The organism is Viridibacillus arenosi (genome assembly GCF_001955655.1).
Taxonomy (GTDB): domain Bacteria; phylum Bacillota; class Bacilli; order Bacillales_A; family Planococcaceae; genus Viridibacillus; species Viridibacillus arenosi.
Genome location: NZ_MSPW01000010.1, coordinates 92,562 through 107,202, shown reverse-complemented (window position 1 = coordinate 107,202; position 14,641 = coordinate 92,562). Strand labels below are relative to the sequence as shown.

Sequence of the window (14,641 nt, the reverse complement as noted above, 5' to 3'; positions counted from 1 at the left end):
CATGTCACAGATGAATCGCTTTATTCAATTTAATAATGAACAGATTAATGCACGCCAGATGCTTCATTATGAGCAATTAACGCGAGCGTTATCTCATGCACCATACTTATCTTTAACAGAAAGACAAGTGCTAGAGTTACGTCCTAAGGAGCAGGCACTGTCAATTAGTGTTTTTTGGCGTCATCGTGATCGGGCAATCATGCATGCTGGGCGATTATCGGATATCTATTTGCTAGCGGCTGGCTTTTGGCGCTATTTTTCAGTGCAGCCCTTTTTAGAATTACTTGAGGATTTACAAGGGGAACCTAATGCCCAATTATTTGAGCAACTTGTATTAATGGCAGAAGAATTCCGTTTAATGGATGCGGTCGAGAAGGAACGCCCAGGTACTGGTGAGGCATTTAACGTAAGACGTAGAGTGTATTTGGAGTTTCATAAGCAGCAACTTCAAGTTAATTTACAAAAGGGCTTTTTAGCAGATGCTACTTTGAATTATTTATTCGTCATGGCACATGAAGGCTCTATGCAATTAGATACATCTAGTATGCCTGACTTTTTTGAACTATTACAATTCACTTGGCAGTCTCTTTATGATACTCGTTCAACTGAAGATAGCATTGAGGTTGTTTATCGCGTAATGGCTATGATTGCAGAACATATGGAAAAAGACTTAATGCACACTTACTATGCAGTTATGGATTCTATAGCAGAAGCAGCAAAGTTCAATGAACATAAAGGTGTTACAGAACAAGAACAAGGTAACAAAGAAGAGGCAAAAGAAACGATTGAAGAGCTATTCCGCACTTGGCATCGCGAGTCACAGTCTGACGATGGCGTCCATATGCGTTATGAACTAGAGCATGGTAATGAAGGAAAGGCAATGTCAACAGAAGCGGAAGAAGGACGAGAAGGAGCAGAGATTTCCGAAGTCGGTATTGGTGGAGCACAAGATCAAAAGGATTCTGTACAACAAGATGATAATGACGATGTAAAAAAATTGCCTCCTGAGAAAAAGCGAGCAGGCAAATATTTTGGTGAAGAACATCGAAATGTCGTCTATGAAGAGAGAAGAATTGAAATGGTCCGAGAAACTGGTTCAATGGATGATTTAGTCACTTGGCGTACTACGCAAGAACCTTATGTGAAGGCATTAATGGCTGAATTCAGAAAGCGTATGGCTCAAAAGGAAATTGCCAGACGTGACCATTTAACAAAAGGTCGACTTTCCTCCAAACTAACAACCTTTTTAATCGATGAAAGACCAAAACCATTTTATAAGAAAAATTCACCAGCGAAGCCTCTAGATGCAGTGTTTGGTTTATTAGTTGATGGCTCGGCTTCTATGATTGATAAAATGGACGAAACAAAGCAAGCAGTTCTGCTTTTTCATGATGTTTTGCGCAAAATGGGCATCACACATGAAATCGTCTCTTTTTATGAAGATGCCTACGAAGCAACGGAAGAAATACAACCGAATACATTTGAATGGGTGCATAAATTAGAGGACGGTGCAAAGGATAGTGGCTCTGCCATTATGGCGTTGGAAGCGCATGAAGATAATCGCGATGGATTTGCAATTCGCTGGATGACGAAACGATTAGCAGCTCGTGATGAAAAGCATCGATTTCTACTTGTTTTCTCCGATGGGGAACCCTCAGCATTTGGCTATGCTCAAAATGGGATTGTTGATACAGCAGAAGCAGTAATGGATGCAGAGAAGAAGGGCATTCATGTCATGCATTTATTCTTGAATACTGATATGCCAAGTGAGGAGCAGTTGCAGTTATTCAGAATGATTTATGGACCTCAATCTGTTGCAGCAGATAGTGTGGAGAAGTTTACGGATGTGACGTTGAGGTTGTTGAGGAAGATGATTGGACTTGTTATTCAGTCTGGATGATAAATGTTGATAGGATAATTAAAGATAAATGATTGGATGTGGCAGGAGAAAGCTATACAATTACATTTTCTCCTTCTAAGTAAACATATTAAGAGTATTGACGACAGTAAGCTTAAGGTTACAGGAAAAATTCAATTCAAACTCGTATTTTCCCTATATACGAAAATAAAGCATAATTATTTTCTATTTACTCAATCAATCTTTATGCTAAATATGTAGTGAGGTGAGTGAGTTGAAGTCAACAGAGCAGCGAACATTGCAAAATGGACTAAGGATGCTGGAGTTATTAAAACAGCATCCAAAATTGAAAGCGACTGATATTGGGGATGCACTTGGATTAAGTTCAACATCAACTTATCGGATTTTAGCAATTTTACAAGAATACAAGTTGATCTCGAAAGAAAAATCATATTTTCAATTGAATCAGGCCTTTTTTCAAACGGTCATTGTGAATCCTAAAAAGATTCCTTGGCAAGAATTAAAAACGCCATTTGAAGTTGTAAAAGAAATACAAGAAAATGTCTATCTTGCAGTGATTGAAGATGAACAACTTATTACGAAACGAATTGTGAATAGAGAAGGAATAGAGATTGATGTACAGTCAAGGAAGAGAAAATCAAAGGTGCATCATTCTGCCATAGGTAAAGTATTACTGGCTTTTTCATCTGATGAAGATCAAAAAGACATAATTAATAACATCGACTTTTCGCCAATGACTTCTCAGACTTTTCAAGAAAAGGATCTATTTCTAAGACATATTCAAGAGATTAACAAACGTGGTTATGCTATAGATGATGAGGAAACTGAAATTGGTATGCGCTGTATCGCAACACCGATTTTGATCAATCATGAAGTAGTAGCGGCCTTTGCAATCTCAGGTTCAACTGAGAATATATCACGTCGAAAATTTAATCAGCTATCAAAAAAAATCATCAATTACAGTCAACTAGTTGCTGAGGAACTCATTCACTTATCACGCTAAATGTAAAAGGAGGAATCTTGGATGAACTATACGACAATTGAAAAACAGGATATTTCCATTTCAACAATTGGTTTAGGCACGAATGCGGTCGGTGGTCATAACTTGTTCGAAAATTTGAATGAAGAAGATGGAAAAGAATTAGTGAAAGTAGCATTAAACAACGGGGTTACACTTATTGATACGGCAGATATATATGGGCCTGGTCGTTCAGAAGAATTAGTTGGAGAAGTACTTCAAAGTTTCCCACGTGAGCAATACATATTAGCTACAAAGGGTGCGAGAATGCAGAATGAACAGGGAGAAATAGTCACAAATAACGCGCCTGACTATCTACGAAGTGCTTGTGAGGCTAGTTTAAAACGTTTAGGTTTAGACTATATTGATATTTACTATATCCATTTCCCAGAACAAGGTGCTTCACTTGAGTTAGCAGTTGCTGAATTGGTGAAGTTGAAGCAAGAGGGGATAATTAGAGCAATTGGTATTTCTAATGTAACGCTTGAGCAGTTAAAAGAAGCTAATAGTACAGGGAATATTGATGTTGTCCAGTTGGAATACAATATGCTAAACCGTGCTATTGAAGAAGATATTTTACCATATTGCATCGAGCAACAAATTGCTGTTGTTGCATATGGACCTCTTGCTTTTGGTATTCTTGGAGGGAAATATACAAAAGATTTGAAATTAGATAGTGGTGACTGGCGAAATCGTGTAGATCTTTTTAAAGCTGGAAATTTTGAAGCTAATTTAACAAAAGTTGAAAGTTTAAAAGAAATAGCCTTGAAGAAAGATACGACAGTTGGTAATTTAGCAATTGCGTGGTTACTAGCACAAAAAGGTATAACAGCTGTTATACCTGGAGGAAAAAAGACAAATCAATTATTAGAAAACTTAAAAGCAAGTGAGATCAAACTTACAGCCGAAGATTTAGCTAGTATTGAAGCGATTATTTAAGACAAATACTCAATGCCATAAAAGCCGTGAATGACAACATTTTTGTCATCCGGCTTTTATTATTTAATTCCTTAATTCATCATTATTCAGAAATAATAAAAGAACCGGCTCTTCTCAGTAGAATCATACTTTGGTTTTAGAATAGTCGCTGTTAGTTCATTGAAGATTATTTTACTTCTATTGAGAAGGCGTGATTTCCACTTCCATCTTTCCAATTAGCCATAACGTGATAAATGTACACACCTTTTTCTTTTGGCGCTAAAATTTTGGCATCTTTAACTTTTATATTTTTTATATTTTTTTTATCTCTCCATTCTTCCACTTGTAAAGTTCCGGCAAGAGGCTTTCTTTTAAATTTAATTCTTATTTCTTGATTAGGAGAGACTTTCATTGGTTTATGTACTTTTGCCATTTCTAAAGGGGAAGAATAAATCTTATCTACACATCTAGTAAATAAAGGACCATCCCAACAAAATGAGCCTTGTGTAGTAGGAATGACAGTTTTTCCAGTCGTTATTTTTGGTGTGGGCGGTTCTGAACGAAAAGGTTCAAAAATAAATGTACAAATTACAATTAATCCAATAATAATGAATACATAAATTTTTTTTATTCTATTCACCTTCTTCTACAGTAATTACTATAATTTCCAAAAATGCATTTTAAAAATAGCTATTACTCTAGCTAATCAACTTACTGAATTGAAGTACGAGTAGTGATATTTCTATTTTAATAATAAGTTCTACAAATATTACGGAGTACCTTTAAATTAGTGATTTTCATTAATATCATAAATTTCTTTATGGATTATACGTTTGTTGAAGCGGAGTAGTTCCAATGAGTATCATAATAGCCCAATAAAAAAATTTATATAATATTACATCCATACTGTATATAATTTTGATATAGTTATTTATTCCAAAATAAGGTAAAATAATAAATTAAGAGGTATTATGAAGAAGGAGAAATTGATGAAAATTGATGCCATTATACAATTACTATTATTTATTATGATACCAACTTTTTTGATGAGAAGGTCTTTAATGAAAATGTCAGAAGAAGATCGAAAACGGTTTGTGGGTGAGTTGACGAAAAAAAGTGTTCTCTCTACTTACAGTTTGATAGCACTTAGTATTCTACTTTTAATGATTGGACGAATCGTTGACATAGTTTTTTTGAAAATAATTAGCGGTTTGCTATTTTCAATTGGAGTAATTGTACATAGCGTTCTAATATGGTTTCATGTTTCATCTAAATATAAAGCATTACTAAGTACCACCTTAGGAATTATCGGTTTAATAATTTTTTTATGGTCGTTATGGAAAATTTACTGAAGAAAATATCGAAGAAGTTATCTGGTAATAATCAATTAAGTCTATTCAAGAGGTATGTTTGTATAAAAATAGTACATAGAATGGAAGTGCCGAGCTTATGAAATCTATTAAAAAGTATATTTTTATATTCTTGGTTGCCATTATTACATGGAATATTATTGATTACTTCACTCATAAAGATGATCCTTTTATGAAAGGGTTCCTCTTCTGTTTGGCATTAGCACTAATGCAAATAGTTGTAGATTGGGTATGGGACACTAAAGAAGAAAAGTAGAGGAACATTTCAGTATCACTTTCTATTTTTTCCATAATTAATCATAGCCTTATATTATTTAGCTTCCACTCTAAATAAAATTTAACCTTTTATTATCAGTAAATCCATATTGAGGTATAATTACTTGTGTGAATATGTAAAAGCTAGGAGCGAGAAGTGCATGAAATCTAATATTTTACTAGTTGAAGATGATATATCAATACAAGAAATGGTCGAAAGCTACTTAACAAAAGAAGGCTTTGTAGTAGCGACGGCTTATGATGGAGAAGATGGGCTAGCGAAGTTTATGCAAGGTTCATTTGATCTAGTCATTCTTGATATTATGATGCCGAAGATAGATGGTTTAGAAGTTGTGAGATTGATTCGCGAAAAAAGTGCTGTTCCAATTTTAATGATGTCTGCTAAGGATACTGATGTTGATAAGGCGATTGGCTTAGGTCTTGGGGCAGATGATTACATTTGCAAGCCCTTTTCGATGATTGAGTTGTCTGCAAGAGTAAAGGCAGGAATTCGTCGTTCGACAAAATATTCAGTTCCTCCAAAGGTAGACGATAAAATTATTCAAATTGGTGACTTGAAAATAGATACAATCAATTATACAGCTTGGAAGAAAGGTGAAGTCATTAAACTCACATCTAAAGAGTTTGAGCTATTAAAGTTATTTGCAAAAAATCGTAATCGTGTATTTTCGAAAGCTCAAATTTATAATCTCATTTGGAATGAAGAATATTATGGTGATGAAAATGTTATTAATGTTCATATGAGAAGACTGCGAGAGAAGATTGAGGACGATCCATCAAACCCAGTGTATATTAAAACGTTATGGGGAATCGGATATAAATTGGAAGTGATGTAAAATGGAGTTTTTTTTAATATTGATAATTATCGTATTAATAGGTTTTATCGTTTTCCAATACAATATGCAGCAAAATAAAGATAAGGATTTAAGATACATTTATGAGAAGCTACAGAATAATTTAGAAAAGCAAACAACTGAAAAGTTATTAGTAGTAACTGATGATAAAGAACTGCAAAAGTTATTAGTGGTTATTAATCAATTCTTAGTAGCAAAGCATACAACAAATGCAAATCAAGCAAAGGTAGAAATATCAATGCGTAAAATGCTCTCTAATATATCGCATGATTTGAAAACACCGCTTACGGTTGTTCTCGGCTATATAGAGATATTACATACAGATCCAACAATGAACGAGGATGAACGACAAGTTTTGTTAGAAAAGGTACATATAAAAACAATTGAAGTAATGGAACTTATTCAAAAATTTTTTGATTTATCCAAACTGGAGTCAGGAGATAAGGAAATCGAGTTAACGAGAGTTAATATGAACGAAGTATGTCAGGGAAATATTTTATCGTTCTATGATTTACTTATGGCGAAGGGCTTTTCGGTTGAAATTGATATTCCGAATGAACAACTATATGCACATGGAAATACAGATGTGTTAAGTAGAATTTTAAATAATTTAATATCGAATGCAATTACGTATGGTGATGATGGAAAAACACTGGGAATAACTTTGAGAAGTGATGACAAGACAGTGTACATTGATATTTGGGATAAAGGAAAAGGTATTTCGGAGTCACATATCGATAAAGTTTTTGAGCGAATGTATACATTAGAAGATTCAAGAAATCGTTTATATCAAGGTAGTGGACTTGGGCTGACAATCACGAAACGGCTTGTCGAAGCTTTAGGTGGGGAAATTCATCTTTCAAGTAAGCCTTATAATAAAACAGCATTTACAATTATGTTAAAAAGAATGAAATATTAGCTTGTAGAAATTCTACAAGCTTTTTGTTTTGTTTCATGCCACAACAATGAATATCTCCCTTCGCTTTTGAAGGGCTTAAGAAATTTGTAAGAATCGAGTAAGAAAAAAGAGATGTTCGTTTCGTACAATAAAAATAGACAGCGAAAGGGGAAGACAAAATGTCATATATATTAAAAACAAATCAACTAACAAAAGTATTTGAAGGAAAAGAGGTTGTTTCCGAGGTCAATATGCATGTGAAGCAAGGTGAAATATACGGATTTTTGGGTCCAAACGGGGCCGGTAAAACTACGATTATGAAAATGATTACAAATTTAATCAAACCGACGAGCGGTGATATTGAAATTTTTGGTCAAAAGTTAACGAATACATCATATGAAGTCTTAAAAAGAATGGGGACAATTATTGAATATCCTATTTTTTATGAGAAGCTAACAGCTCGAGAAAATCTTTACTTACATTGTGAATACATGGGCTATTATGACAAGAAGTCAATTGACCATGCTTTAGATCTTGTGAAGTTAAATAATGTAGATGATAAAAAGGTGAAAGATTTTTCACTTGGAATGAAACAAAGATTAGGAATAGCTAGAGCGATTACGACAAAACCAGAACTGTTAATTTTAGATGAACCTATCAATGGCTTAGACCCAATCGGTATTAAAGAATTGCGAGAGCTATTTAAAATGCTTTGCAAAGAATATGGCATTACTTTATTAGTTTCTAGCCATATATTAGCTGAAATGGAACAAATGGCAGACACTATTGGAGTCATTCAAAATGGAAAATTGATCAAAGAAGTTTCTATGAAGAGTATCAAAGGAGAACAGACAGATTTTATTGAGGTGAAGGTTCAAAATATCAAAAAGGCTGCTTTCATTTTAGATAATCAGCTAGGATTAAAAAATTATAAAATCGTGAGTGATCAAACAATTCGCATATATGAGATGACCGCAACACAGCAAGAGATTTCAAAAGCCCTAATTATGAATGATATTGAGATCGAAAGTATCAACAAAAAGCATAGCTCTTTGGAGGAATATTTCATGAATTTAATGAACGGAGAGGGGATTCATGCTTAAATTAATGCAATTAGAACTTGTGAAAAATAAATTTGGCTGGTATTTCAGAGGAGCAATAATAGCAAACATCCTTATGATAGCCTTACTTTGGTTCGTAATGTACATCTCTCAAATTGAAGGTGACATAATTGCTACGACGCATCTAGACTTTTTCGTAATAATTGGTGCAATGGTCAGAGCTACATTTATTGTGTTTGCCTCGGTATTAATCGCGAAAATAGTGATTGGTGAATATAAAAGCAAAACCATACTGATCATGTTTTCATATCCAATTAATCGTAAGAAATTAATTGCTAGTAAATTGCTTTTTATTGCTGCTATAACTTTTATAACCATGTTATTGAGTAATATCGTAGTTGCGGGTTTATTTTCAATCATTAGTAATGTTTTTAACATTGTTCCATTTTCAATAACTGCAAGTCAATACATTGCTGAAGTTTTGAAAACGATCCCATATTCATTTGCCTCTGCAGGAATCAGCTTGATTCCATTGTATTTTGGAATGCGTAAACATTCTGTTCCTACAACTATATTGTCATCTCTCTTAGTAGTGTCAATTGTTTGCTCTTCTAATCCAGTATTCTCAATGGTTACTTTTATTCCGGTTCAATTAGGCCTTGCAGTTGTAGGAGTGATCATTGCTTTCTTATCGATTCGAAATATTGAGATAGAGGATGCAATTTAATTTTAAAAGAGGTATTTAAAGAACGTTGCAGGATAGAAAAAATAGTCTTTCTTAAAATCTTTCTTGGAGGTAATCAACATGTTTAAACTTATGAAACTGGAATGGAAAAAAAATCAGTTATCCAGTTATTTTAAAGGGTTAGTATTTAGTATATTGGGGATCTTAGCTGCTGTTTGTTTAATGGCGTGGGTATCTAAAGTTGAGGATGATCTTATGTTTCGAGATTATACCGAATTCATGTCTTTAACGAATATTTTCATTAGAATCGTATTTATCATTTTTTCGAGTGTTATTTTATCAAGAATAGTAATTGATGAATACAGGAATAAAACGATTCAATTATTATTTAGCTACCCGTTGAAACGAAAAAAATTAATGCAAGCTAAGTTATCAATTGTCTTTGGGTTTTGTTTTTTTAGTATTATTATCGCTACTTTTATCATTAGTGTGATAATTTATTTTTTAAATCCAATTTTAGAATTCTTTCCAACACCAATGAGTTTAAGTGAAATAGTTGCAATAGTTCCAACAACTTTTATTAGTGCTTTTATGATTGCTGGAGTAAGCCTGATTCCTCTGTACTTTGGAATGAGAAAAAAATCAACTGCTACAACCATTACCTCGGCCGTAATAATTAGCTTCTTAATAAATGGAAATGTATCAAGTGGTGGAACTCAGGTTAGTCTTATACAATTCATTGTTGTTCCAATTACACTATGTCTTCTAGGCCTTTTAATCGGCTATCTCTCTTATCATAAAGTTGAAAAAATAGATTTGGTTTAAAAGGAATGAGGAAATGAAGTGAAAAAATTCATAATAACATCCATTATGTTAATCGCTATTTTTGGATTAGTTTTAAGTGGGATGGAAAAAAGATTGGATAAATTTGTGGGAGAAAAATCATTTGATATTGAGGGCATTAAAGAATTAGTAATAAACAATGAATCTTGGGATCTTGAGTTTAATAACAGTGAATCCAATAAATTAACTGTCACATTTGAAGGTAAACAAAAAGACAAAAAGAATGATCCAGTCACAATCAAAAGCAAAAGCAAGAGGATAATAATTAGTCAGCAAGATGAAGATGGTGGGTTTACTGATAACTTCAGCTTTGGAAAAAAAGGAATTATTCATATTTCAATCCCACAGAACGCTTTAGATACGCTTACAGTAAATAATAGCTATGGTGATATAAAAATGAATGATATTAAGAGTAAAAACGTAATAATTTCAAACGACTCAGGTACGGCAAAAATTGAAGGACTGTCAGCCGAGAAAGGTAGATTTACGTCAAAAGATGGTGAACTAAGTTTGAAAGAAAGTTCGTTAAAAAATTTAACATCAGCTTCTACTTCTGGTGATAACTATTTAATGAATGTGAATAGCCCTAATATGAATATTACTTCAGTAGATGGTGAAGTGTCAGTGAATGATGCAGTAGAAGGAAAGACATTACTCGTAGAAACAAAGTCAGGAGATATTACTGTGGCCTATAAAGAAGTTCCGACTTCCTTGAAAATTACGGCTAACAGTAATTCATCTGATATAACACTAAATTTAGATAGTTTGAAATTAGACACGGATACTGAAAAATCAAAAGTAGGCACAATTGGCGACGCATCAAATCAATTGGAGCTCTTAAGTAAATATGGCACTATCAATGCAGAGTAACAATAAATAGAGAAATGTAGTATACTCTATAACTTTAAAAAGAACGATTGATCTTACCCTTTAGAAACAATAAATATTTAAATTTTTTTTAATACGCTTGCAAAGTAGACTAAAAGCTGTCAGCTCTTAGTTTATTTTTATGCAAATAAATAGATAATATTTTTATTAGGAGAGTAAAACCTTTTATCCAATTGACAATAATCTACCAGTCATGTAATGTTTAATATGATTTAGAAAATTATGAATTTTTTGATTTAAAGAGAATGATTTGATTTTAACATAGCGTATTTTTAACAAAATAATCCTCATATGAGGTTACTATTCTATTGTTAATCGTATATTTTTCTTTCTACATTTAAGAAACTTTGGTCCAATCTTATTAGGTCATAGACTTATTGAGATATATGAATAATTTTGAGGAGAGTGATTCATTTGTCATTGTCGATTCAAGAATTGTTAGAGAACAAGGGGATTCAAGTAAAGAAAGACCATTTTGAAAGTTTGCAAGAGAAATGGGAAGGTATACAAGCGCTAAGAGGGAACTTAGAGGGAGTTAATATTGATGATGCTGACATTAGTCTGAAGAATATTCCTGGAGGTGACCACATTGATGAATGATCTAATTTTGAAGTCAGTTGATGAACTTGCACCGTTAATTAAAAATAAAACATTATCGCCAGTTGAGCTAACAAAAGCTGTCCTAGATCATGCGGAAAAAAGTCAGGACAAGATTAACTCATATATGTCTTTTTATAGAGAAGAAGCAGTAGAAGCTGCTAAAAAAGCAGAACAAGAAATTATGCAAGGTAATTATCGTGGGATGTATCATGGTATGCCAATTGCACTTAAAGATAATTTATATTTTAAAGATAAAATAACAACAATGTCTTCAAAAATTCATAAGGATTTTGTTTCTGATTACGACGCTACAGTAGTTAGAAAATTAAGAGATGCAGGTGTTATTTTTACTGGGAAACTCAGCATGCACGAATATGCATGGGGGATAACAAATAATAATCCACACTATGGTCCAGTAAGAAATCCTTGGAATTTAAATAAAATTCCTGGGGGTTCAAGTGGTGGTTCAGGAGCTGCTGTAGCAGTAGGTGCTAGTATTGCGTCGTTAGGGACTGATACTGCGGGGTCTATTCGTATTCCTTCATCTGCATGTGGTATTGTAGGTCTTAAGCCAACACATGGTCGAGTTAGTAAGTATGGATGTTATCCACTTGCTTGGTCTCTGGATCATATTGGACCAATGACAAAAACAGTTAAAGATGCAGCAGGGATGTTAGAAATTATTTCTGGCTATGACAGAAATGATCCTACTTCTGTAAATGTCTCTATTGATAACTATATAGGACAAGTTACAGGTGAGGTGAAGGATATAGTAATTGGAGTTAATGAAGATTACTTCTTTAATCAAGTAGATGATGATATTAATAAACTTGTTCGTGCTAGTATTCAAAAACTAGTAGATCAAGGAGCTAAAGTAGAAACGGTTAAAATTCCAACACTTCAACATTCTGAATGGGCTGAATTAGTCACTTCTTTATCAGAAGCTTCTGCTATACATCACTCAGATTTAATGAACCGACCAGATGATTTTGGTGATGATATTCGATTCTTATTTGAATTAGGAGAGCTTCCTTCGGCTGTTGATTATTTACAAGCACAGCAAGTTAGAAGACAGTTAAAACATGAATTTAACGAAGTATTTAATAAGGTTGATGTATTAATATCACCAACACTACCAATTATAGCGCCAACTATTGGCGAAAATTTTGCAGACTTGAATGGTGAAAAAGTAGATTTAATAGATAATATTATACGTTTTACTGGTCCAGGGAATTTAACGGGTTTACCTGCATTATCAGTACCTTGTGGTTTTAAAGGAGATATGCCAGTAGGAATACAAATCATGGGACCAGCTTTCAGTGAAGGTAGAGTATTAAATGTAGGCTATGCAATTGAGCAAACACAACCTTTAAAGGGAAGAAAACCACTTATTTTTACTAACGCATAATGCAAAACACAAATTGATTTTTAATAATAAATAGAAAAAGCAGGAGCATTTTAGCTTCTGCTTTTATTTGTATGTTTTTTGAGGTTAGTGGCCTATTATTGAAAAAGGAGTTATTGGAAAGGGCATAATAACGTAAATACTTTAATTATTACGTTGATACATAGTTAAAATTTCTTCAGCTTTTAAACGTAAGCTATCTATTAATTCCTTTGGTTCTAATACTAGCGCATCTTTTCCAAGTCTAAAAAATAATGGAGTTATAAAATTAATCTCACCTTGGTCAATGTCAGAATCGATATATCCAGTTCCATCTTCTTTTGTTTTCACAAGCCCTTCAAAACTAGGCACACTTTTACATTGACGTACACCCTCCATAGATAAAAGAACATTCAATCGGATTGGTCTTTTTACATCATGTGAGTCAAACCATTCTTCTAAATTCATGAATTCATCATTATTATTTTCAGTTGATAAAACTGAAAGAATACGATCAACACGATACAGCAAAATTTTCTGCTTACTAAAATCATAAGCAGGCATATACCATAGTGCGTCATGAGCATATACACCGATAGGGCGAATATGTTTTGCTTTTATGCCTGCCTTAGACTCATATTGAATATGTAAACTTCTATTTTCTATAGAAGCTTCTAATACATCGTTTAATAATGGAGTATCAATTGTCCTTTTAGGGTTCCAAAAAGCGATATAAGAACGAATCTTATCGACTTTCACTTTGGCATCATTCGGAAGTGAACTATATAATTTATGTTCAACTGAGCTGATTTCGGTATCAAAAGGCAAGTTGCGATAATAATTTAGGGATTGAAAAGCAAAAAAAATTGAAACAGCTTCTTCCTCGGTAAATAAAATCGGAGGGAGCAGTCTGTTTGATAAAACTGTATATCCACCGTTCCGACCTTGCTCAGCATAAATTGGTAAACCCATATCACTCAAATCCAATATATATCGATGAACTGTACGAATGGAAATTTTAAATTCATCCGCAATTTCTTGTGCTGTGAACTTTCTTTTTGCATTAGCAAACATAAGAATATCTAGTAGACGTTTTGCTTTTGACATTTTTTCACCTTTTCTTTTTAATCATGCCATTACTTGTCATGTTTTATCGTTAGTATAGTTAATACCTAATGATTTTATCAATAAGGGACAAACTAAAAATAAAAGGAGACAAGAATATGGCACGAGAAGTTATTTTATATATTGGTGTTAGTTTAGATGGATTTATTGCTAAGGAAGATGATGATTTGCAGTGGTTAGAAGAAGTTGAAGGTGAGGGTGACACTGGATATACAGCAATGTATGAAACAATTGATACAACGATTATGGGAAAAAGAACATATGACTACGTGATGGAACACGCAGAATCATTTCCATATCCTGATAAGAAAAATTATGTATTTTCTACCTCTGAAAAAGGTTCAACTGAATATGTAGATTTTGTAAAAGAAGATGTAGTTGAGTTTACTAAAAAATTGAAAAAACAAGAAGGCACTAAAATTTGGATGGTTGGTGGTTCGGGGATACTCGATGCTTTTGTTAAAGAAAATTTAATAGACGAATATATTATAACTGTGACACCCCATATATTGGGATCTGGAATTCCATTATTTAAAGAAAAAAACCCACAAATCAATTTAACTTTAATAGATACAAAGCGTTTTGGACAATTTGTCCATTTACATTATAAAGTGAAATAACTAGTATGTATTTCTTTGCTATTTTAGAATAGTATTAAAAACAGGGAACTTCTATCTATTTTAGAGTAGTGTGCATAAATATGCATAACGAGGAATAGACAACACTATTAAGAGTTTTTCTACTTATATTCATTATCAAACAAAATGTCGAAATAAGCAATAATCAATAACTATTAATAAGAGGATGTAGAATTCATGATTTCAAAAATAGAGTTTTTTATA

General features: G+C 33.0%; 15 protein-coding genes. 13 read left to right on the top strand and 2 right to left on the bottom strand.

The features are described 5' to 3' along the window. Position 1: 1 nt before the first annotated feature. The 3 genes from BK137_RS16690 to BK137_RS16675 all read left to right on the top strand — a co-directional run bounded on the left by BK137_RS16690 (position 2) and on the right by BK137_RS16675 (position 3,836). Positions 2-1,900: a vWA domain-containing protein gene (locus tag BK137_RS16690; RefSeq protein WP_038189478.1), complete on the top strand. Its 1,899-nt coding sequence runs from the start codon at positions 2-4 to the stop codon at positions 1,898-1,900. A gap of 232 nt (positions 1,901-2,132) precedes the next feature. Further along, positions 2,133-2,882, top strand: coding sequence for an IclR family transcriptional regulator (locus BK137_RS16680; protein WP_038189474.1), 750 nt, complete (start codon positions 2,133-2,135; stop codon positions 2,880-2,882). A 21-nt stretch (positions 2,883-2,903) separates the two neighbouring features. Next, positions 2,904-3,836, top strand: coding sequence for an aldo/keto reductase (locus BK137_RS16675; protein WP_038189473.1), 933 nt, complete (start codon positions 2,904-2,906; stop codon positions 3,834-3,836). A 166-nt stretch (positions 3,837-4,002) separates the two neighbouring features. Here BK137_RS16675 and BK137_RS16670 read toward each other — a convergent pair whose 3' ends face one another. Continuing rightward, on the bottom strand, positions 4,003-4,455 hold the full coding sequence (locus BK137_RS16670; protein ID WP_051448823.1) for a hypothetical protein: 453 nt from the start codon (positions 4,453-4,455) through the stop codon (positions 4,003-4,005). 331 nt (positions 4,456-4,786) lie between these two features. On the opposite strand from BK137_RS16670, the gene BK137_RS16665 reads away from it, so the two are divergent. The 9 genes from BK137_RS16665 (at position 4,787) to BK137_RS16625 (ending at position 12,698) form a co-directional block, all read left to right on the top strand. Further along, positions 4,787-5,167: a hypothetical protein gene (locus BK137_RS16665; RefSeq protein ID WP_038189471.1), complete on the top strand. Its 381-nt coding sequence runs from the start codon at positions 4,787-4,789 to the stop codon at positions 5,165-5,167. Positions 5,168-5,601: 434 nt separating this feature from the next. Then, on the top strand, positions 5,602-6,297 hold the full coding sequence (locus tag BK137_RS16660) for a response regulator transcription factor (RefSeq protein WP_038189469.1): 696 nt from the start codon (positions 5,602-5,604) through the stop codon (positions 6,295-6,297). A gap of 1 nt (position 6,298) precedes the next feature. Next, positions 6,299-7,234, top strand: a complete 936-nt coding sequence (locus BK137_RS16655) for a sensor histidine kinase (protein ID WP_038189466.1) — start codon at positions 6,299-6,301, stop codon at positions 7,232-7,234. Between the two features lie 158 nt (positions 7,235-7,392). Then, positions 7,393-8,316: an ABC transporter ATP-binding protein gene (locus BK137_RS16650; protein ID WP_038189462.1), complete on the top strand. Its 924-nt coding sequence runs from the start codon at positions 7,393-7,395 to the stop codon at positions 8,314-8,316. Then, positions 8,309-9,001, top strand: coding sequence for an ABC transporter permease (locus BK137_RS16645; RefSeq protein WP_038189459.1), 693 nt, complete (start codon positions 8,309-8,311; stop codon positions 8,999-9,001). Before BK137_RS16650 ends, BK137_RS16645 begins: the two co-directional genes overlap by 8 nt. Positions 9,002-9,079: 78 nt before the next feature. After that, a complete protein-coding gene (locus tag BK137_RS16640; protein ID WP_038189456.1) occupies positions 9,080-9,784 on the top strand; it encodes an ABC transporter permease in 705 nt (234 codons plus the stop codon). Between the two features lie 18 nt (positions 9,785-9,802). Further along, the gene (locus BK137_RS16635; RefSeq protein WP_038189454.1) at positions 9,803-10,672 is read left to right on the top strand and encodes a DUF4097 family beta strand repeat-containing protein; all 870 of its coding nucleotides are present in this window, start codon (positions 9,803-9,805) and stop codon (positions 10,670-10,672) included. A 432-nt stretch (positions 10,673-11,104) separates the two neighbouring features. Next, positions 11,105-11,290: a hypothetical protein gene (locus BK137_RS16630; RefSeq protein ID WP_038189452.1), complete on the top strand. Its 186-nt coding sequence runs from the start codon at positions 11,105-11,107 to the stop codon at positions 11,288-11,290. Then, the gene (locus BK137_RS16625; RefSeq protein WP_143691074.1) at positions 11,280-12,698 is read left to right on the top strand and encodes an amidase; all 1,419 of its coding nucleotides are present in this window, start codon (positions 11,280-11,282) and stop codon (positions 12,696-12,698) included. The genes BK137_RS16630 and BK137_RS16625 overlap by 11 nt, the downstream gene beginning before the upstream one ends. Positions 12,699-12,839: 141 nt before the next feature. Here BK137_RS16625 and BK137_RS16620 read toward each other — a convergent pair whose 3' ends face one another. Beyond that, positions 12,840-13,781: a helix-turn-helix transcriptional regulator gene (locus tag BK137_RS16620; RefSeq protein WP_038189449.1), complete on the bottom strand. Its 942-nt coding sequence runs from the start codon at positions 13,779-13,781 to the stop codon at positions 12,840-12,842. 116 nt (positions 13,782-13,897) lie between these two features. Between BK137_RS16620 and BK137_RS16615 the strand changes: the two genes are divergently transcribed. Further along, entirely contained in the window at positions 13,898-14,419 is a 522-nt protein-coding gene (locus BK137_RS16615; protein ID WP_038189446.1) for a dihydrofolate reductase family protein, read from the top strand. Positions 14,420-14,641: the final 222 nt, after the last annotated feature.